The sequence below is a fragment of the Pseudomonas sp. OST1909 genome, from assembly GCF_015277575.1.
GTDB lineage: Bacteria > Pseudomonadota > Gammaproteobacteria > Pseudomonadales > Pseudomonadaceae > Aquipseudomonas > Aquipseudomonas synxantha_A.
The window spans coordinates 1,631,091-1,649,583 of the sequence record NZ_CP063780.1; the positions used below are offsets into that span (position 1 = coordinate 1,631,091).

Consider the following 18,493-nt stretch of genomic DNA (forward strand, 5'->3'; position numbering starts at 1 on the left):
GGGTTGGCTCCCTCAGGAGATAAGCTTAGTCAGGTATCAGATTTTTACTTCTGGCGCTGGTTTGTCGCTTGGGTTGGCGATCAGCTCCTTGACCTTGTCGCTCATCGGGAAGTTCAGGTTCAGGCCCTTCGGTGGGATTGGGCTTTCGAACCATTTGGCGTAGATCTTGTTGATCTCGCCGGACTTGTACAGGGCGACAATGGCGTCATCCACGGCTTTCTTGAAGTCCGGGTCGCCTTTGCGAACCATGCAGGCATAGGCTTCGAAGGACTGCGGAGTGCCGGTGATAACCCAGTCATCCGGCTTCTTGGCCTTGGCTTCTTCACCGGCCAGCAGCGCGTCGTCCATCATGAACGCAACGGCACGGCCGCTTTCGAGCATCTGGAAGGATTCGCCGTGGTCTTTGGCGGAGATAACGTTCATGCCCATCTGCTTGTCGGCGTTCATCGCCTTGATGATGCGCTCGGACGTGGTGCCGGCGGTGGTCACGACGTTCTTGCCTTTGAGGTCGGCAAAGTCAGCGTAGGACGGCTTGCCTTCCTTGTCTTTCTTGACCAGCAGGCGGGTGCCGATTTCGAAGATGTTGACGGTGAAATCGACTTGCTGGGCACGTTCGGCGTTGTTGGTGGTGGAGCCGCATTCCAGGTCCGCGGTGCCGTTCTGGATCAACGGGATACGGGTTTGCGAGGTCACCAGGTTGTATTTGGCTTTCAGGTCGGGTTTGTTCAGGTCTTTTTTCAGTTGTTCAACGACGGCCAACTGAATGTCGTGGGAGTAGCCCACGGGTTTGCCCGAACCATCCGCAATGTAGGAAAACGGAATAGAGCTGTCGCGGTGAGCGAGAGTGATGGTGCCGGAGTCGTTGATTTTCTTCAGCGTGCCGGTGAGTTCTGCGGCGAAAACTGGAGTGCTGATCAGAGCAGCAGCGATAGCTGCGCCCAGGATATGGGGAACGATACGCATCAATACTTCCTCGACATTTGTTTTTTTTATGAAGCCAGGTGAACGGCTCTCTTGTATAGCGAATGCCCGTGACGGCTCCTAAGGCGCCTCAGGTAATCGTCAGAGAGTGTAGAGCATGAGTCGTGCCATACCGAAAATAAAAGGATAACTACATGATTTATATGGAGATTAACTTTTTGTTTCGGCGATATTTTCAGGCGGGGGTCCGGCAAACCGAATAGGGTGGAGGGGGGGTGTTCGGAAAACCGAATAGTCCGTAGGGGCGAGCTTGCTCGCGAAAAACGCAAAAGCGCCGCGTTTATGCTGAATAAACGCGGCGCTCTCAGGTTTTTCGCGAGCAAGCTCGCTCTTACAATTGGGCGGTCAGGCCGCTTCGATCTTGCTGCGGCTCTGCTCGACCTTGGACAGGTAACGCTGCAGGTTTTCCTGCTCCTGCGGTGTGGTGAACAGGCCAAGCTTGGTACGGCGCCACAGCACGTCCTGCGGTTGGGTCACCCACTCTTCAGCGCACAGGTAGTCGACTTCGCGGGTATACAGGCCGCCACCCAGGTGGTCACCGAGGTCAGCCAGCGATTGCACGCCTTCCAATAGGCGCCAGGTGCGGCTGCCATAAGTGGTGGACCAGCGGCGGGCGATCTCGCTCGGCACCCAGTCGAACTTGTTGCGGATGGCTTCGGCCAGCGCTTCAGGCGTGCTCATGTTTTCGCCGCCGGGCAGGCTGGCGGTGGCGGTCCAGCTTGGGCGCATCTGGGTAAAGTACGGCGCCAGTTGGGCCATGGCCGATTCGGCCAGCTTGCGATAGGTGGTCAGCTTGCCGCCGAACACCGACAGGATCGGCGCTTCGCCGGTACCGCCGGACAGCGACAAGGTGTAGTCACGCGTAATGGCCGACGGGTTGTCCGATTCGTCATTGCACAGTGGGCGCACACCGGAATACGTGTGGACGATATCCTCGCGGCTCAGTTGCTTCTTGAAGTGCGCGTTGACCACCTTGAGCATGTAGTCGGTTTCACCTTCGGTAATCGCAACTGCAGCCGGGTCGCCCGTGTATTCGCGATCGGTGGTGCCGATGATGGTCAGGTGGTTCAGGTACGGAATGGTGAAGACGATGCGTTGGTCTTCGTTCTGCAGGATATGCGCATGGGCACCCTCGTACAGTCTTGGCACGATCAGGTGGCTGCCCTGGATCAGGCGGATGCCGTAAGGCGAATCCAGCTTCAGGTCGTCCCTGATGAATTTGGCTACCCACGGGCCGGCGGCATTCACCAGCGCGCGTGCGCGGATCGAGAACAGGCTGCCGTCGGCACGTTCCATGTTCATTTCCCACATGCCGTTGCTGCGCTTGGCGCTGACGCAACGGGTCTGCGTGTGGATGTGCGCGCCTTTCTCGCGGGCAGCCATGGCGTTGAGTACCACCAGGCGGGCGTCGTCGACCCAGCAGTCGGAGTATTCAAAGCCCTTGGTGATTTCGCTTTTGAGTGGGCTGTCGGCGCCGAACTTGAGGCTTTTGGAGCCCGCCAGCTTTTCGCGCTTGCCCAAGTGGTCATAAAGGAACAGACCGGCACGAATCATCCACGCCGGGCGCAGGTGCGGGCGGTGTGGCAGGACGAAGCGCATTTGCTTGACGATGTGCGGGGCCTTGGCCAGCAGTACTTCACGCTCGGCGAGGGCTTCACGCACCAGGCGGAATTCGTAATGTTCCAGATAACGCAGACCACCGTGGATCAGCTTGCTGCTGGCCGACGACGTATGGCTGGCCAAGTCATCCTTTTCGCAAAGGAATACCGACAACCCGCGACCGGCTGCGTCTGCTGCAATGCCGACGCCGTTGATCCCGCCACCAATTACGGCAACGTCATAGACTTCGGCAAGCGGTGGAGCAGGCAAGGTGGAAGGGTTCATCGGCTAGCCTCGCGATCTTTTCGTCTTGGAATTCGAACATTAATGTTCATTTGCGAAAATGGTAGCTGATAAATGCGGGCACAGCCAGCTGACTTCGATTGAAAAAACTCATCGAAGGGTGGGAAAAGGAAGAATTGTGAACAAAGGTGAATGTATTGGTGTTAGTGAGGCCGTCATCGCGGGCAAGCCCGGCTCCCACATTTGATCGAATTTCAAACTGTGGGAGCCGGGCTTGCCCGCGATGACGCCTGAACAGGCGCTACACCACTTCCAGCCGCACCTTGTGTTCATTCAGCACTTGCACCAGCGCCGGCACCGGCTGCTGGTCAGTCACCAGGCAATCCACCAGGCTGATCGGCCCCAGGCGAATCATGGCATTGCGCCCGAATTTGCTGGAGTCTGCCGCCAGGATCACCTGCCGCGCATTGGCGATGATGGCCTGGGAAACCCGCACCTCCTGGTAATCGAAGTCCAGCAGGCTGCCGTCCTCGTCGATCCCGCTGATACCTACCAGGGCAAAGTCCACCTTGAACTGATTGATGAAATCGACACTGGCCTGGCCCACCACGCCGCCATCGCGGCGCACGTTGCCGCCGGTCAGCAACACATCGAAGTCGTCCTTGGCACTGAGCATGGTGGCGACGTTGAGGTTATTGGTGATGATTTTCAGGTGGCTGTGATTGAGCAGCGCACGAGCGATGGATTCGGTGGTGGTGCCGATGTTGATGAACAGCGAGGCATGGTCGGGAATCTGAGCGGCGATCGCTTCGCCGATGCGTTGCTTCTCGTCACGCATCTGATCGGCCCGCATGGCGTACGCGGTGTTCTCGACACTGGAGTCATAGGCCGCGCCGCCGTGGTAGCGGCGCAGCAGATTGGCGTCCGCCAGCTGGTTGATATCGCGGCGGATGGTTTGCGGGGTGACAACGAATAGCTGCGCCATTTCCTCGATACTGACGTAGCCGCGTTCGCGGACCAGTTCGAGGATTTGTTGTTGGCGGGGAGGCAGATTCATGGGGCGTCCTTTGGGCTGCCATACAAAAGTGGCCCATGATGACGCAGGAATCCGCTCCCTGCCAGTTACAACCTTATTCAGCGCCTTCGTGCGGTTCCCAGTCACGGGTGCGGCTCACCGCTTTTTGCCAGCCGGCGTAGAGTTTCTCTTTGGCTGCTTCATCCAGCTGTGGTTCGAACTCGCGCTCGATCACCGCCTTGCCACGCAACTCCTCCAGGCTGCCCCAGAAACCACACGCCAGGCCAGCCAGGTAGGCGGCGCCGAGGGCCGTGGTCTCGCGCATTTGTGGGCGTTCGACCTGAGTGCCGAGGATGTCGGCCTGAAATTGCATCAGGAAGTTGTTGGCGACCGCCCCACCGTCCACGCGCAGGGCCTTGAGGCGTTCGCCCGAGTCCTGCTGCATGGCGTCGAGTACGTCGCGGGTCTGGTAGGCAATCGACTCCAGCGCCGCACGAATGATGTGGTCCACGCGTACGCCTCGTGTCAGGCCGAACAGCGCGCCACGGGCATACGGGTCCCAGTACGGTGCGCCCAGGCCGGTAAAGGCGGGTACCAGATACACGCCGTTGCTGTCCTTGACCTTGCCGGCGAAGTATTCGGTGTCGTGGGCGTCGTTGATGATTTTCAGTTCGTCACGCAGCCATTGCACAGTGGAGCCACCATTGAATACCGCGCCTTCCAGAGCGTAAGCCACTTCACCGCGGGGGCCGCAGGCGATGGTGGTGAGCATGCCGTGCTTGGATTTCACCGCCTTGTCGCCGGTGTTCATCAGCAGGAAGCAACCGGTGCCATAGGTGTTCTTGGCCTGGCCGGCTTCGACGCACATCTGGCCGAACAGCGCGGCCTGTTGGTCACCGGCAATACCGCCAATGGCGATACCACTTTTGGTGCGGCCGTAGATTTCGGAGGACGACTTCACTTCGGGGAGCATTTCCCGCGGGATGTCGAGAATCTCCAGCATCTTCGCATCCCACTCCAGCGTGTGGATGTTAAAGAGCATGGTGCGCGACGCGTTGGTGTAGTCGGTGACGTGGGTCTTGCCGCCGGTAAATTTCCAGATCAGCCAGCTGTCGACGGTGCCGAACAACAGCTCGCCATTGCGCGCACGTTCGCGGCTGCCTTCGACGTTGTCGAGGATCCACTTGAGCTTGGTGCCGGAGAAGTACGGGTCGGTAACCAGACCGGTAGTGTCGCTGATGTACTGCTCATGGCCGTCGCGCTTGAGTTGCTGGCAAATTTCGGTGCTGCGTCGGCACTGCCAGACGATGGCGTTGTAGATCGGGCGACCGGTGATTTTATCCCAGACCACGGTGGTTTCACGCTGGTTGGTGATACCGATGGCGGCAACCTGATCATGGTGCAAGCCGGCCTGGGCCAGCGCCTCTACCATCACCGCGCTTTGGGTGGCGAAGATTTCCATCGGGTCATGCTCAACCCAGCCGGCCTGCGGGTAGTGTTGGACGAATTCACGTTGCGCGGTGCACACCACGTTGGCGTCGCGATCGAAGATGATCGCCCGCGAGCTTGTGGTGCCCTGATCGAGGGCAATGATGTAGTTCTTATTCTGAAGGTCGGTCATGTCAATTGCCTTGAACGAAATAAGGAAGTCAGAAATCAGCCTGGGCCGTGAAGGGCAGGGGACCAGGCTGGCGCTTTCAGGAAATACGAGTCTTGCCGTTGACAGCCGTGTCAGGTGTTTCAGCTATAGCAGGTGCTGCGCTCGGCAGGTGGCGAGCGATCAGCCCGCGATAGGCGGCAGCACCGAGGCAAGCACCGACAATCGGGGCGAATATCGGTACCAGGAAGTAAGGAATATCGCGACCGCCAGTAAAGGCCATTTCACCCCAACCGGCGAAAAAGGTCATCAGCTTGGGCCCGAAGTCCCGTGCCGGGTTCATCGCAAATCCGGTCAGCGGGCCCATGGCGCTACCAATCACGGCGATCAATAAACCGATCAGCAGCGGGGCCAGCGGGCCGCGAGGCAGGCCGTTGTTGTCGTCGGTGAGGGCCATGATCACGCCCATCAATATTGCGGTGATGACCATTTCCACCAGAAATGCCTGGGCCGTGCTCAGCAATGCATGGGGATAGGTGGAAAACACCGACGCCAGTTCCAGGCTGGCCTGGGAGCCACGGACCATCTGGTGGGTTTGTTCGTAATCGAAAAAAAGATTGCTGTAGAGCGTGTACACCAGTGCGGCGGAGCAGAATGCGCCGGCGACCTGGGCGAGAATATAGAAGGGCAGTTTGCGTTTTTCGAAGTCGGCAAAAATGCACAGGGCGATACTGACCGCCGGGTTGAGGTGAGCCCCGGAAATACCGGCACTCAGGTAGATCGCCATGCTGACGCCGATCCCCCAGATGATGCTGATTTCCCATAAGCCAAAGCTCGCACCCGCGACCTTGAGCGCAGCGACGCAACCGGTACCGAAGAAGATCAGCAGCGCAGTGCCCAGGAACTCGGCCATGCATTGGCTCGAAAGTGAAGGCTGTTGAAGAGCAGTTGTCATGGAAAACCTCAGTTGTTGTTCTTGTCTGGCGCACTGCCTCAACGGGCGGTTGCGCGATTTTCACCGTGACGAGGATCCCCATCCTTAGCCGCGGCTTACTGCTGGAGCACTGATGGACTATTCCTACAGTATTCGGAAACGAAAAAATATAGACAAGAATGACCGCTGTCAAAGGTCGAAAGTGAACCATTGGTCACTTTCGAACTATTGGTCTGGTGAATGATCACGCCCTTCATACCGAGCTTTTGACCCAGCAGTGCTTGGACTAGAGCGTTTTTCCGGCGCTTGGCCTAGAATTGGGCACCTGTTTTCCCTGCCGGAGACGCCATGACGCCCGCACTGGATTTGTTGAAAAAAGTTCGCGCCGAACATCGCATTCACAGTTATGAACATGACCCCAAGGCGGCGTCGTATGGTCTGGAAGCTGCGGAGAAATTGGGCCTCGACCCGGCGCAGGTGTTCAAGACGTTATTGGCGAGCAGCGAGAAGGGCGAATTGTTGGTGGCGGTGGTGCCGGTCGTCGGAAGTCTGGACTTGAAGGCGCTTGCCCATGCGGCTGGCGTAAAAAAGGTTGAAATGGCGGATCCAGCAGCAGCGCAGCGGTCTACTGGCTATCTGTTGGGCGGAATCAGCCCGCTGGGGCAGAAGAAGCGCTTGCGCACGTTTATCGACGAAACGGCGCAACCCTTTGCAACGATTTTTGTCAGTGCCGGGAGGCGAGGGCTGGAGGTGGAATTGCCCGCCGCGGTACTGGCTGAACATACCCAAGCCAAATTCGCGGCCATCGGCCGGGCGTGATGATCAGCCCTTTGGAGATCTAATGGGGGAGGGGGCTTGCCCACTCCCACATGTATAACCGCTTACGCCTGGAACAGCACCAGATGCTCGGCCGCCACTCGAATCCCCACATCCGTCCCCATCTGTTGATCAACATGGCTGGGGAAAATCGATTCCAGCTGAGCGCCCGTTGGCAGTTGCAACCGGTACAAGGTCGAGGCGCCCTGGAACGTCTTGCCGACGATCCGGGCTTTCAATGCGCTGTCCGGCGCGTAGACGATGTCGTCCGGGCGTAGCAGAACATCCACCGCGCCACCTGTGGGCCAGGTATAGGCGCGATTGCCGCGCAGGTCTCCCAGTTCGGTGCTCACTGACTCCGGTGAGTTCAAGCGACCTCGAATGAAGTAGCCCTGGCCGATAAAGCTGGCGACATAGGGCGTCTGCGGTTCGTGGTAAAGGTTGTAGGGCGTGTCCCATTGCTCCAGACGACCTTCCTTGAACACGCCGACATGGTCGCTGACCGCAAAGGCTTCTTCCTGGTCGTGGGTCACCAGGATCGCACTGGTGCCGCGTGCCTTGAGGATGTCGCGCACTTCATGGCTGAGCTTGCGGCGCAATTCGCCATCGAGGTTGGAAAAGGGTTCATCCAATAGCAACAGTTGCGGCTCTGGCGCTAGGGCGCGGGCGAGCGCGACGCGTTGTTGCTGGCCACCGGAAAGCTCATGAGGGAAGCGCTTGCCCAGATTCTTGAGGTTGACCAGTTCCAGCAGCTCGGCGACCACACGATCCTTTTGCGGATGTTTGCGAATACCAAAGACGATGTTGTCTGCCACGCTCAAGTGCGGGAACAGTGCGTAATCCTGGAACACCATGCCAATACGCCGTTTCTCCGGTGCCAGGGTGAAACCAGCACTGGAGATGACTTCGCCCGCCAGGCTGATTTCGCCTTCGTGTACCGGTTCAAAGCCGGCAATGGCGCGCAAGGTGGTGGTCTTGCCGCAACCGGACGAGCCAAGCAGGCAACCGATGTCACCGGCATTGAGGTGCAGGTTGAGGTTCTGCACCACCCGTTGATCTTGATAGCCGCATGCCAGATTGCGCAGGTTCAGCAGTAATGGCTGGCTCATGCGTGGTGGTACGACGGTGGGACGAGAAACTCGAGCAAGGCTTTTTGCGCATGCAGGCGATTTTCGGCCTGGTCCCAGGCGACAGAGCGTGGGTCATCGAGCAGGTCGAGGCTGATTTCCTCACCTCGGTGAGCAGGCAGGCAGTGCATGAACAGTACATCCGGCGCTGCTGTATCGAGCAGGGCGCGTGTCACCTGGAATGGTGCGAACCGGGCCAGGCGCTTGGCCGTTTCGTCTTCCTGGCCCATGGAGGTCCAGACGTCGGTGCTGACCAGGTGTGCGCCAACCACCGCATCCTTCGGATCACGCAGCAACTGCACGCGGCCATCGGCCCTGGCCATGAACTCGGCGCTCGGCTCGTAGCCTTCAGGGCAAGCGATACGCAGGTGGAAGTCGAACTGGATCGCCGCTTCTATATAGCTGTTGCACATGTTGTTGCCGTCACCGATCCAGGCCACGGTCTTGCCCTGGATCGAACCGCGGTGTTCGAGGAAGGTTTGCATGTCGGCCAGCAACTGGCAGGGGTGCAGGTCGTCGGACAGCCCGTTGATCACCGGCACGCGCGAGTTGGCGGCAAATTCGGTCAGGGTGCTGTGGGCGAAGGTACGGATCATTACGGCATCGAGCATCCGCGACATGACGATGGCGCAATCGCTGATCGGCTCGCCACGGCCCAGTTGGGTATCACGCGGGGACAGGAAGATCGCCTGGCCACCCAGCTGGATCATGCCGGCTTCGAAAGACAGGCGTGTACGAGTCGAGGACTTCTCGAAGATCATCCCCAGTACACGGTTTTTCAAGGGCTCAAACAGTACGCCGCGGTTACGCAGGTCTTTAAGCTCAATGCCTCGACGGATCACGCTGACCAGCTCTTCGGGCGTGCAATCCATCAGGGAGAGAAAGTGCCTTGCGCTCATCATTAACTACCTTTTTGCAACAGACCGCAGATCCTCAAAGCCTTGTTTATTGTGACAACGGGCGAGACCTGCGGCGAAAGCCGCACGGGGCGACGAAATAGGGGAAGGCGCGATATTGACATTAAATGTCGCGTCTTACCAATAGGGCTACGGTTTTTAAGAGTGTTCAAGCAGGGCGCTGACGCGCGTTTGAAGACGATTTCCGGACAGCAGCGGGCCATTTGTACACTGGCGCCGAGACCTTTTGCAATGCGCGGGGGCGGGCCCAGGCCAGGTTGTGTCGGTTTTAGTCGGTGCGCGGGAGGCTTCTGAAACATTTGCTCATGGTTAGCCATGCCTTTGCCTATGCCCGTCGATTCACAGCACGAAGGTTGCTGGCGCCCTGGGCGGTCGCGGGCCATAGTTGGGCCAAAGCCCTTATAAAGAGACTGGCCATGACCAAGACTCTCCATCACCGTGCCTGCCACCTGTGCGAAGCCATCTGCGGCCTGACCCTGGAAACGACTCAAGCCGAAGACGGTCGCCTGGCGATCACCTCGATCAAGGGCGACCCCCTGGACAGCTTCAGCCGCGGACACATCTGCCCCAAGGCCGTAGCGCTGCAGGATATCCAGAATGACCCGGACCGCTTGCACCAGCCAATGCTGCGGGTTGGCAACGAATGGCAGCCGATCTCATGGGAAAGTGCCTTTGCGCTTGTAGCCGAACGCCTTGCGGGTATCCAGGCCCGGCATGGCCAGAACGCGGTGGCGGTTTACCAAGGCAACCCCAGCGTGCACAACTATGGGCTGATGACGCACAGCAATTATTTTCTTGGCCTTTTGAAGACGCGCAACCGGTTCTCTGCAACCTCCGTCGACCAGTTGCCCCACCATCTGACCAGTCACCTGATGTACGGCCATGGCTTGCTGTTGCCGATCCCGGACATCGACCACACCGACTTCATGCTGATTCTGGGTGGCAACCCGCTGGCGTCCAATGGCAGCATCATGACCGTGCCCGATGTGGAGAAACGCCTCAAAGCCATTCAGGCCCGGGGCGGTAAAGTGGTGGTGGTCGACCCTCGACGCAGCGAGACGGCGGCGATTGCCGATCAGCATCTGTTCGTACGCCCCGGCGGTGATGCGGCGTTGTTGTTCGGGGTGCTCAACACCCTGTTTGCTGAAGGGCTGACCCGCGCCAGCCATTTGCCGGTTGAAGGCCTGGACGACGTACGCCGGGCGATCGCCAACTTTACCGCCGAGGCCATGAGCCGCCAATGTGCAGTGCCTGCCGAGCAGATCCGTCAATTGGCGCGAGACTTTGCCGCCGCCGATAAAGCGGTGTGCTACGGACGCATGGGCGTCTCGACCCAGGCGTTCGGCACGTTGTGTCATTGGCTGGTGCAGTTGATCAACCTGGTGACCGGCAACCTGGATCGGGTGGGAGGTGCGTTGTGCACCACACCAGCGGTGGACCTGGTGGCGTCGACTGGCGGCGGGCATTTCAATCGCTGGCAAAGCCGCGTGTCCGGGCGTCCCGAGTACGGCGGAGAGCTGCCGGTGTCAGCCTTGGCCGAAGAAATGCTCACCGAAGGTGAAGGGCAAATCCGCGCCCTGGTGACGGTGGCCGGCAACCCGGTCCTGTCGACGCCCAATGGCCGTCAACTTGAGCAGGCGCTGGATGGGTTGGAGTTCATGGTCAGTGTCGATCTCTACATCAACGAAACCACGCGTTATGCCGACCTGATCCTGCCGTCAACGTCGGCATTGGAAAATGACCACTACGACACCACCTTCAACATGTTCGCGGTGCGCAATGTCACGCGCTTCAACCGCGCGATCCTGCCAAAACCCGCAGGCGCGCTGCACGATTGGGAAATTTTCGTCGGCTTGGCCAAAGCCTTTGCGGCGCAGACCGGCGTGTCACTAAAACCGACAATGCCGCCCGCGCAAATGATCGATTTCGGGCTGCGCGCCGGTACTTATGGGGATGCGTCTGCACATAAGCTGTCGGTGGCGATGCTGGCCGATCACCCCCACGGCGTGGACCTGGGGCCGCTCCAGCCAAACTTGGGCGCGCGGCTGAAAACCGCCGATGGCAAGGTGCAGGCGGCACCGCCGGTGATCCTGGCGGACCTGTCGCGTTTTGCTGCGCAACCGGTGCCTGCGGTGGACGAACTGCTGCTGATTGGTCGCCGTCATGTGCGCAGCAATAATTCGTGGATGCATAACTATCACCGGCTGGTGAAGGGCAAGCCGCGCCATCAACTGTTGATGCACCCCGACGATCTGGCCAGTCGGCAGTTGAGCGATGGCCAGCGGGTGCGAGTGAGTTCGCGCATCGGCATGATCGAAGTGGAAGTCGTGGCCAGCGCGGACATGATGCAGGGTGTGGTCAGCCTGCCTCACGGTTGGGGTCATGATCGTCCGGGCGTGCAGATGAGCATCGCAAGCGGCCAGCCGGGTGCGAGTGCGAATGACTTGACCGACGAGCGGCAATTGGATGAGTTATCGGGTAATGCGGCGCTCAATGGGGTGCCGGTGCAAGTGGCGGCTGCGTGAGGTGCCCGAGCACTGCGCTGGGATTTTGCGTTACAATGCGCCACCGTGCCGACCTGTGAGTCGCAAAGTTCCAGCCGAGGTGTTCCATGGATATCATCGAAACGATCAAAGACCAGATTGCCAACAACACCATTCTGCTCTACATGAAGGGCGCGCCTAACGCTCCTCAGTGCGGTTTTTCCGCAAAAGCCTCCCAGGCCATCATGGCGTGTGGCGAGAAGTTCGCCTACGTGGATATCCTGCAGAATCCGGAAATTCGCGCCAATCTGCCAAAGTACGCCAACTGGCCGACTTTCCCACAACTGTGGGTAGCCGGTGAGCTGGTTGGCGGCAGCGATATCATCACTGAAATGGCAGCAGACGGTTCGCTGCAAGCGCTGATCAAAGACGCAGCGGAAAAAGCGGCAGCCAAGACTGAAGCTTGATTGACCTGCAATAAAAAGCCCCGATTCTCTGACGAGAGCGGGGCTTTTTTGTATCTGGTAGGGGTTATTCACCCATCTGCGATTGCAGGTAGTTCTCCAGGCTGACCTTGTCTATCAGTCCCAGCTGGGTTTCCAGCCAGTCGATATGCTCTTCCTGGTCTTCCAGGATGTCTTCCAGCAGCTCACGGCTGCCGAAATCGCCTTTGGTCTCACAGTGGGCAATCGCTGCCTTGATGTCGCTGTGGCTTTTGCGCTCAAAGCCCAGGTCACTGCCGATCATTTCCTGAGTGTGCTCGCCGATGTTCAGCTTGCCCAGGTCCTGCACGTTCGGCAGACCTTCCAGGAACAGGATGCGCTTGATCAGCGCGTCGGCGTCCTTCATGGCCTTGATCGATTCTTTGTATTCACGCTTGCCGAGCTTTTCCAGGCCCCAATCGTCGTACATGCGCGCATGCAGGAAGTACTGATTGATCGCGACCAGTTCATTGGCAAGGATTTTGTTGAGTTGCTGGATGACTGAGATGTCGCCTTTCATGACTGGGGTCCTGCCCTGTAATAGCTGTGTATAAGGGGGAGTCTGAGCGGTGAAAATCCCAGTGTCAAACCTAAGTTATTGAATAATAAATGAAAATTAATCGGAATAAGAATGTTTGTGTTCCGCGTCTTGGCGCTAACTAATTGAATTACAGGCATAAAAAAACCGGACACAAGGTCCGGCTCTTTAAAACATGCCTATCAGGCGTGTGTAAATTCTGTCGAGTAGGGGATCGCGGCCTGGGCTGTTTGCAGCTGCGTCAGGGTTTCCCGTACCACTTGCTTGGCGAGGCAGGCGCATTTGCCGCACTGGCTGGCAACGCCCGTGGTTTCACGCACTTCTTTGTAGCTGCAGCAACCTTCGTAGATCGCTTCGCGGATTTGTCCGTCGGTGACGCCAGTGCAGAGGCAGACATACATAAGTGAGAACCGTCGCGGGTTTATGGCTTAAGTGCGATGGATCTTAATGTTAACGAGAATGATTGTCAAAATAGTTTCAGCAGCAATCCGAGAGGAATTGCCCGTGCGCTGACGAACGGTTTTTTCGGTGTATGATGATCGGTCTTCACGAAGCGTGATTGCGTCATATTTCTGTCTGCTTCCACAGGCAGACTCGACCGGTCCTTTTACTTCAATCGTCACCCCCTATATCAGGAGATATCCAATGAGCGTACTCGTCGGTAAACAAGCCCCGGATTTTGACGTTCCAGCCGTCCTCGGCAATGGCGAAATCGTAGACAGCTTCAAACTGTCTGAAGCCATCAAAGGCAAATACGGCCTGGTATTCTTCTACCCGCTGGACTTCACTTTCGTCTGCCCTTCGGAGCTGATCGCCCTGGACCATCGCATGGACGATTTCAAGGCGCGTAACGTTGAAGTGGTTGCTGTGTCCATCGACTCCCATTTCACCCACAACGCCTGGCGCAACACCGCCATCAACGACGGCGGTATCGGCAAAGTCAAATACACCATGGCTGCCGACATGAAGCACGACATCGCCAAGGCCTACGACGTTGAATCCGAAGGCGGCGTCGCTTTCCGTGGCGCGTTCCTGATCGACGACAAGGGCGTCGTGCGTTCGCAGATCATCAACGACCTGCCGCTGGGCCGTAACATGGAAGAGCTGATCCGCCTGGTTGACGCCCTGCAATTCCACGAAGAGCACGGTGAAGTCTGCCCTGCCAACTGGAAAAAAGGCGACAAAGGCATGAACGCTTCGCCAGAAGGCGTTGCCGCTTACCTGACCGAGAACGCCGGCAAGCTGTAAGCCTGCGTCGAGGTACAAAAAAACCGGCCTGAAAAGGCCGGTTTTTTTATGGGAGGGGCGGTGCAGGCTCAGTCGTTGAAGTCTTCCCAGCCACCCATCTGTTTCCAGCGGTTGACGATGCCACAGAACAGGTCGGCGGTCTTTTCGGTGTCGTAGCGGGCCGAGTGGGCTTCACGACCATCAAAGTCGATACCCGCTGCCTGGCAGGCTTTGGCCAGTACGGTCTGGCCATACGCCAGGCCTGCAAGGGTGGCAGTGTCGAAGCTTGAGAACGGGTGAAACGGGTTGCGCTTCATGTCCAGGCGCGCCACGGCGGCATTCAGGAAGCCCAGGTCAAAGCTGCTGTTGTGGCCGACCAGGATCGCGCGTTTGCAGCCATTGGCCTTCAGCGCCTTGCGCACGCCACGGAAGATATCGGTCAGTGCTGCTTCTTCACTGACGGCCATGCGCAGCGGGTGGTCGAGCTTGATCCCGGTGAACTCCAGGGCCGCGGCTTCGATATTGGCGCCTTCGAACGGCTCGACACGGAAGAAGTGGGTGTGTTCCGGGAACACGAAACCCTGTTCGTCCATGCCGATGGTGGTTGCGGCGATTTCCAGCAGGGCGTCGGTGGCGCAGTTGAAGCCACCGGTTTCTACGTCGATGACAACCGGCAGATAACCGCGAAAACGCTCGGCCATCGGGTGGCGCGAGCCGCCGCCACTGTGCTCTTGTTCGTCATCGTAATGGTCTTCACTCACTTGCTTTCCTCCAGCAGGCGCCAGCGCAGTGTTTCACCGGCGCGCAGCGGGATAACGGTCAGCTCGCCAAACGGCAGGCTGGCGGGGGCGGTCCAATCTTCACGGACCAGGGTAATGCGGTCGGTATTCGCCGGCAGGCCGTAGAAACGCGGACCATTGAGGCTGGCAAAACCTTCGAGTTTGTCCAGGGCATTGCGCTGTTCGAATGCTTCGGCATACAGCTCGATGGCGGCAAACGCCGTGTAGCATCCGGCACAACCGCATGCGGCTTCCTTGGCGTGCTGGGCGTGGGGCGCCGAGTCGGTGCCCAGGAAGAACTTCGGGCTGCCGCTGGTGGCGGCATCCAGCAGGGCCACCTGGTGAGTGTTGCGCTTGAGGATCGGCAGGCAATAGAAGTGCGGCCGAATTCCGCCCACCAACATGTGGTTGCGGTTGTAGAGCAGGTGGTGAGCGGTGATGGTCGCGCCAACGTTAGCCGAAGCTTCGGTGACGAACTGCACGGCATCGGCGGTGGTGATGTGCTCGAACACTACCTTTAAAGTCGGGAACAACTCGACCACACGACGCATGTGTTCGTCGATGAAGATTTTCTCGCGATCGAACACGTCCACATCGCCACGGGTCACTTCCCCATGGATCAGCAACGGCATACCAACTTCGGCCATGGCTTCGATCGCCGGCAGGATCTTGTCGATACTGGTTACGCCGGAATCAGAGTTGGTGGTCGCGCCGGCCGGATAGAGCTTGGCAGCGTGTACGAAGCCGCTAGCCTTGGCCTGGCGAATTTCTTCAGGCTGGGTGCGGTCGGTCAGGTAGAGCACCATCAACGGTTCAAAGCGGCTGCCGGCCGGTCGTGCAGCGAGAATACGCTGGCGATAGGCGTCGGCTTCTGCGGCATTGCGCACCGGAGGTACCAGGTTAGGCATGATGATGGCACGGCCAAACGTGCGCGCCACATCGGCCACGGTTTGGGGTAACGCAGCACCATCGCGAAGATGAATATGCCAGTCGTCGGGACGCAGCAGGGTCAGGCGGTCGGACATTGGGGATTCCAGGCGGGTCAATCTGGTGGGAATGCTACCGGAAAAGACTCTTGCAGGCACTCGCTATCAAGTTTTGCCGGATGCGACCGATATCCCCGGGTATGCCTTAACGATGTATGACGCTTTGAAGTGTTGTAGAAACCAGTGGAGCCTCCCGTGCGCCAGCATTATCTAGCCCTGCTCAGTGTGTTCGCCAGCCTGCCCGCTATGGCCCTCACGTTCCAGACACGTCTGGAGAATATTGAGTGGAAGGTAGAGGGCGACCAGTTCGAGTGCCGCCTGACGCAGCCGATCACCGACTTTGGTTCCGGGGAGTTCGTGCGCCGGGCCGGCGAGCAGGCGACGTTTCGCCTGAAAGCCTATAACGGTGCGTTTGGCGCAGGCTCGGCAACCTTGTTGGCCGCCGCTGCGCCCTGGCAGCCGGGCCGAGGCGATATCAACCTCGGGGCGGTACGTGTCGGCAGTGGCGACGTACTGTTCAATAGCTCCCAGGCCCAGGCCGGGCGCCTGTTCACTGGATTGCTTGAGGGGCGCAGCCCGACCGTACGGCATTACGCGCGCGAGGGCGGGTACTCGGAGGTGCGTCTGCTGCCGGTGAGGTTCAGCAAGGCTTACAGCGACTATCAGTCGTGCACTGCCAAGCTGTTGCCCATGAATTACGATCAGGTCAAGCAGACTGAAGTCGGATTCCCCGGTGGCGGCATTGAGCTGGACGCTGCCGCCAAGAAGAAGCTGTCTGTGATTCTTGCGTTCATGAAGGCCGACCCTACCGTCAATCATGTCGAGTTGAACGGCCACTCGGATAACAGTGGCAATCGCCTGACCAATCGCGACGTCTCGCGCCGGCGTGCCCTGGCGGTGATGGATTACTTCAAGGCCAATGGCATTCAGGAATCGCAGATCACCCTGCGTTTCCACGGCGAGAGCTACCCTCTGGCACCCAACACCAGTGCCGCCAACCGCGCCCGCAACCGCCGTGTGAATATCCAGCTTGAGCGGGTCGCTGCCCCCGAGAAACCGGCACCCCAGGCCACGGTACCGAGCAACCCGGCGGTTACCTCGTAGGTGCGACCATCGGTCGCCCACTCGACATAATCTGTCGCTTTATCTTCATTTGCTGTCGCGCCCCTGTAATTTCGCGGTTTTGATCGGTAGAATCGTTGCCTTTCCGTACAACCCCGTGGAGTGATGGCATGGCCGACGTAAACAAGGTCGTTCTCGCGTATTCCGGCGGCCTGGACACTTCGGTGATCCTCAAGTGGCTGCAGGATACTTATAACTGTGAAGTGGTGACCTTCACCGCTGACCTGGGTCAGGGCGAAGAGGTCGAACCTGCACGTGCCAAGGCGCAAGCCATGGGCGTGAAAGAGATCTACATTGACGACCTGCGCGAAGAGTTCGTCCGCGATTTCGTATTCCCGATGTTTCGCGCCAACACTGTCTACGAAGGTGAGTACCTGCTGGGTACCTCCATCGCACGTCCGCTGATCGCCAAACGCCTGATCGAGATCGCCAACGAAACCGGCGCTGATGCCATTTCCCACGGCGCCACTGGCAAGGGCAACGACCAGGTGCGTTTCGAACTGGGTGCCTATGCACTCAAGCCAGGGGTAAAAGTGATCGCCCCTTGGCGTGAATGGGACCTGCTCTCCCGCGAAAAGCTGATGGATTACGCTGAAAAGCACGCGATCCCGATCGAGCGTCATGGCAAGAAGAAGTCGCCGTACTCGATGGACGCCAACCTGCTGCACATCTCCTATGAGGGCGGCGTGCTGGAAGACACCTGGACCGAGCACGAAGAAGACATGTGGAAATGGACGGTCTCCCCGGAGAACGCTCCAGACAAGCCACAGTATCTGGAACTGACTTACCGCAACGGCGACATCGTCGCGTTGGACGGCGTTGAAATGTCTCCGGCCACCGTGCTGGCGACCCTCAACCGTATCGGTGGCCAGCATGGTATCGGCCGTCTCGACATCGTCGAGAACCGCTATGTGGGCATGAAGTCCCGCGGCTGCTATGAAACCCCGGGCGGCACCATCATGCTGCGTGCCCACCGTGCCATCGAATCCATCACCCTGGACCGTGAAGTCGCACACCTTAAAGACGAGCTGATGCCCAAGTACGCCAGCCTGATCTACACCGGTTACTGGTGGAGCCCTGAGCGTCTGATGCTGCAACAGATGATCGACGCCTCCCAGGCCCACGTGAATGGCGTTGTGCGCCTGAAACTCTACAAGGGCAACGTGATCGTCACGGGTCGTAAATCCGATGAGTCGCTGTTCGACTCCAACATTGCGACCTTTGAAGAAGATGGTGGCGCCTACAACCAGGCGGATGCGGCGGGCTTCATCAAGCTGAACGCCCTGCGTATGCGGATTGCTGCCAACAAGGGCCGCTCGTTGTTCTGAGTGTTGCCTCGGTTGTGAAAAATGGCCCCTTATCCAAGGGGCCATTTTTTTTGCTTGTTTATTATTGGATGAACATAAATAGGACGCTGATGTTTATCCGCGTTTAGCGAGTGCTTGAGTGTGTTTTTTTCCGAAACTTTGCCGGTTGTTTTACTTTTTTGCGTTTTGTTTTTAACGCTGAATGATTTTTTACATCTGCAGAGGAACTATGTCTGACAGAAAATTCACTCATATAACTGCAATGGCGAGGTTATTCGTTGAATCTTCTGTAGGAATTATGGAATTCTATAAATATGTTAAATGGAACTAATACAGACGG

The 18,493-nt window shown here is 58.4% G+C and carries 17 protein-coding genes; 6 read left to right on the forward strand and 11 right to left on the reverse strand.

Going from position 1 to position 18,493, the window contains the following annotated elements; translation table 11 throughout:
- Positions 1–36: 36 nt before the first annotated feature.
- The 5 genes from IH404_RS07005 to IH404_RS07025 form a co-directional block, all read right to left on the reverse strand.
- Positions 37–963, reverse strand: a complete 927-nt coding sequence (locus tag IH404_RS07005) for a glutamate/aspartate ABC transporter substrate-binding protein (RefSeq protein WP_005785249.1) — start codon at positions 961–963, stop codon at positions 37–39.
- Between the two features lie 363 nt (positions 964–1,326).
- Positions 1,327–2,865 (reverse strand): glycerol-3-phosphate dehydrogenase, encoded by a 1,539-nt coding sequence (gene glpD / locus IH404_RS07010; RefSeq protein ID WP_194440194.1) that lies wholly within the window; start codon positions 2,863–2,865, stop codon positions 1,327–1,329.
- 259 nt (positions 2,866–3,124) lie between these two features.
- Positions 3,125–3,880, reverse strand: a complete 756-nt coding sequence (locus IH404_RS07015; protein WP_003188962.1) for a DeoR/GlpR family transcriptional regulator — start codon at positions 3,878–3,880, stop codon at positions 3,125–3,127.
- 73 nt (positions 3,881–3,953) lie between these two features.
- A complete protein-coding gene (gene glpK / locus IH404_RS07020) occupies positions 3,954–5,459 on the reverse strand; it encodes a glycerol kinase GlpK (protein WP_005785253.1) in 1,506 nt (501 codons plus the stop codon).
- 76 nt (positions 5,460–5,535) lie between these two features.
- Positions 5,536–6,390 carry an MIP/aquaporin family protein gene (locus IH404_RS07025; protein WP_194440195.1) on the reverse strand — a complete coding sequence of 285 codons (855 nt, stop codon included), beginning with the start codon at positions 6,388–6,390 and terminating at the stop codon, positions 5,536–5,538.
- A 327-nt stretch (positions 6,391–6,717) separates the two neighbouring features.
- Between IH404_RS07025 and ybaK the strand changes: the two genes are divergently transcribed.
- Complete coding sequence (gene ybaK / locus IH404_RS07030) at positions 6,718–7,188, forward strand: Cys-tRNA(Pro) deacylase (protein WP_005785257.1); 471 nt, start codon at positions 6,718–6,720, stop codon at positions 7,186–7,188.
- Positions 7,189–7,250: 62 nt separating this feature from the next.
- On the opposite strand, the gene IH404_RS07035 is transcribed toward ybaK, so the two are convergent.
- Both IH404_RS07035 and argF read right to left on the reverse strand, forming a co-directional pair.
- Positions 7,251–8,294, reverse strand: coding sequence for an ABC transporter ATP-binding protein (locus IH404_RS07035; protein WP_005785259.1), 1,044 nt, complete (start codon positions 8,292–8,294; stop codon positions 7,251–7,253).
- Positions 8,291–9,211: an ornithine carbamoyltransferase gene (gene argF, locus IH404_RS07040; RefSeq protein WP_005785261.1), complete on the reverse strand. Its 921-nt coding sequence runs from the start codon at positions 9,209–9,211 to the stop codon at positions 8,291–8,293. Before argF ends, IH404_RS07035 begins: the two co-directional genes overlap by 4 nt.
- A gap of 434 nt (positions 9,212–9,645) precedes the next feature.
- Here argF and IH404_RS07045 point away from each other — a divergent pair, with 434 nt between their 5' ends.
- Entirely contained in the window at positions 9,646–11,754 is a 2,109-nt protein-coding gene (locus IH404_RS07045) for a molybdopterin oxidoreductase family protein (protein ID WP_005785262.1), read from the forward strand.
- 86 nt (positions 11,755–11,840) lie between these two features.
- Entirely contained in the window at positions 11,841–12,179 is a 339-nt protein-coding gene (grxD, locus tag IH404_RS07050; protein WP_005785264.1) for a Grx4 family monothiol glutaredoxin, read from the forward strand.
- A gap of 64 nt (positions 12,180–12,243) precedes the next feature.
- Here grxD and bfr read toward each other — a convergent pair whose 3' ends face one another.
- Positions 12,244–12,714, reverse strand: a complete 471-nt coding sequence (gene bfr / locus IH404_RS07055; protein ID WP_005785266.1) for a bacterioferritin — start codon at positions 12,712–12,714, stop codon at positions 12,244–12,246.
- A 200-nt stretch (positions 12,715–12,914) separates the two neighbouring features.
- Positions 12,915–13,133: a bacterioferritin-associated ferredoxin gene (locus IH404_RS07060; RefSeq protein ID WP_005785268.1), complete on the reverse strand. Its 219-nt coding sequence runs from the start codon at positions 13,131–13,133 to the stop codon at positions 12,915–12,917.
- A gap of 244 nt (positions 13,134–13,377) precedes the next feature.
- On the opposite strand from IH404_RS07060, the gene IH404_RS07065 reads away from it, so the two are divergent.
- Positions 13,378–13,980: a peroxiredoxin gene (locus tag IH404_RS07065; RefSeq protein ID WP_003172097.1), complete on the forward strand. Its 603-nt coding sequence runs from the start codon at positions 13,378–13,380 to the stop codon at positions 13,978–13,980.
- A gap of 68 nt (positions 13,981–14,048) precedes the next feature.
- Here IH404_RS07065 and rnt read toward each other — a convergent pair whose 3' ends face one another.
- Positions 14,049–14,720 (reverse strand): ribonuclease T, encoded by a 672-nt coding sequence (rnt, locus tag IH404_RS07070; RefSeq protein WP_005785271.1) that lies wholly within the window; start codon positions 14,718–14,720, stop codon positions 14,049–14,051.
- Positions 14,717–15,763 (reverse strand): dihydroorotase, encoded by a 1,047-nt coding sequence (gene pyrC / locus IH404_RS07075; RefSeq protein WP_005785273.1) that lies wholly within the window; start codon positions 15,761–15,763, stop codon positions 14,717–14,719. The genes rnt and pyrC overlap by 4 nt, the downstream gene beginning before the upstream one ends.
- A 156-nt stretch (positions 15,764–15,919) precedes the next feature.
- Here pyrC and IH404_RS07080 point away from each other — a divergent pair, with 156 nt between their 5' ends.
- Positions 15,920–16,828: an OmpA family protein gene (locus IH404_RS07080; protein ID WP_005785275.1), complete on the forward strand. Its 909-nt coding sequence runs from the start codon at positions 15,920–15,922 to the stop codon at positions 16,826–16,828.
- A gap of 128 nt (positions 16,829–16,956) precedes the next feature.
- Complete coding sequence (locus IH404_RS07085; protein WP_005785276.1) at positions 16,957–18,174, forward strand: argininosuccinate synthase; 1,218 nt, start codon at positions 16,957–16,959, stop codon at positions 18,172–18,174.
- Positions 18,175–18,493: the final 319 nt, after the last annotated feature.

Bases quoted from the DNA above. Each gene is read 5' to 3' on its own strand.
- grxD (WP_005785264.1), top strand. From the start codon at position 11,841: ATGGATATCATCGAAACGATCAAAGACCAGATTGCCAACAACACCATT.
- IH404_RS07060 (WP_005785268.1), bottom strand. From the start codon at position 13,133: ATGTATGTCTGCCTCTGCACTGGCGTCACCGACGGACAAATCCGCGAA.
- IH404_RS07035 (WP_005785259.1), bottom strand. From the start codon at position 8,294: ATGAGCCAGCCATTACTGCTGAACCTGCGCAATCTGGCATGCGGCTAT.
- IH404_RS07025 (WP_194440195.1), bottom strand. From the start codon at position 6,390: ATGACAACTGCTCTTCAACAGCCTTCACTTTCGAGCCAATGCATGGCC.
- IH404_RS07045 (WP_005785262.1), top strand. From the start codon at position 9,646: ATGACCAAGACTCTCCATCACCGTGCCTGCCACCTGTGCGAAGCCATC.
- IH404_RS07085 (WP_005785276.1), top strand. From the start codon at position 16,957: ATGGCCGACGTAAACAAGGTCGTTCTCGCGTATTCCGGCGGCCTGGAC.
- pyrC (WP_005785273.1), bottom strand. From the start codon at position 15,763: ATGTCCGACCGCCTGACCCTGCTGCGTCCCGACGACTGGCATATTCAT.
- ybaK (WP_005785257.1), top strand. From the start codon at position 6,718: ATGACGCCCGCACTGGATTTGTTGAAAAAAGTTCGCGCCGAACATCGC.
- IH404_RS07065 (WP_003172097.1), top strand. From the start codon at position 13,378: ATGAGCGTACTCGTCGGTAAACAAGCCCCGGATTTTGACGTTCCAGCC.
- argF (WP_005785261.1), bottom strand. From the start codon at position 9,211: ATGAGCGCAAGGCACTTTCTCTCCCTGATGGATTGCACGCCCGAAGAG.
- glpD (WP_194440194.1), bottom strand. From the start codon at position 2,865: ATGAACCCTTCCACCTTGCCTGCTCCACCGCTTGCCGAAGTCTATGAC.
- glpK (WP_005785253.1), bottom strand. From the start codon at position 5,459: ATGACCGACCTTCAGAATAAGAACTACATCATTGCCCTCGATCAGGGC.
- bfr (WP_005785266.1), bottom strand. From the start codon at position 12,714: ATGAAAGGCGACATCTCAGTCATCCAGCAACTCAACAAAATCCTTGCC.
- IH404_RS07005 (WP_005785249.1), bottom strand. From the start codon at position 963: ATGCGTATCGTTCCCCATATCCTGGGCGCAGCTATCGCTGCTGCTCTG.
- IH404_RS07015 (WP_003188962.1), bottom strand. From the start codon at position 3,880: ATGAATCTGCCTCCCCGCCAACAACAAATCCTCGAACTGGTCCGCGAA.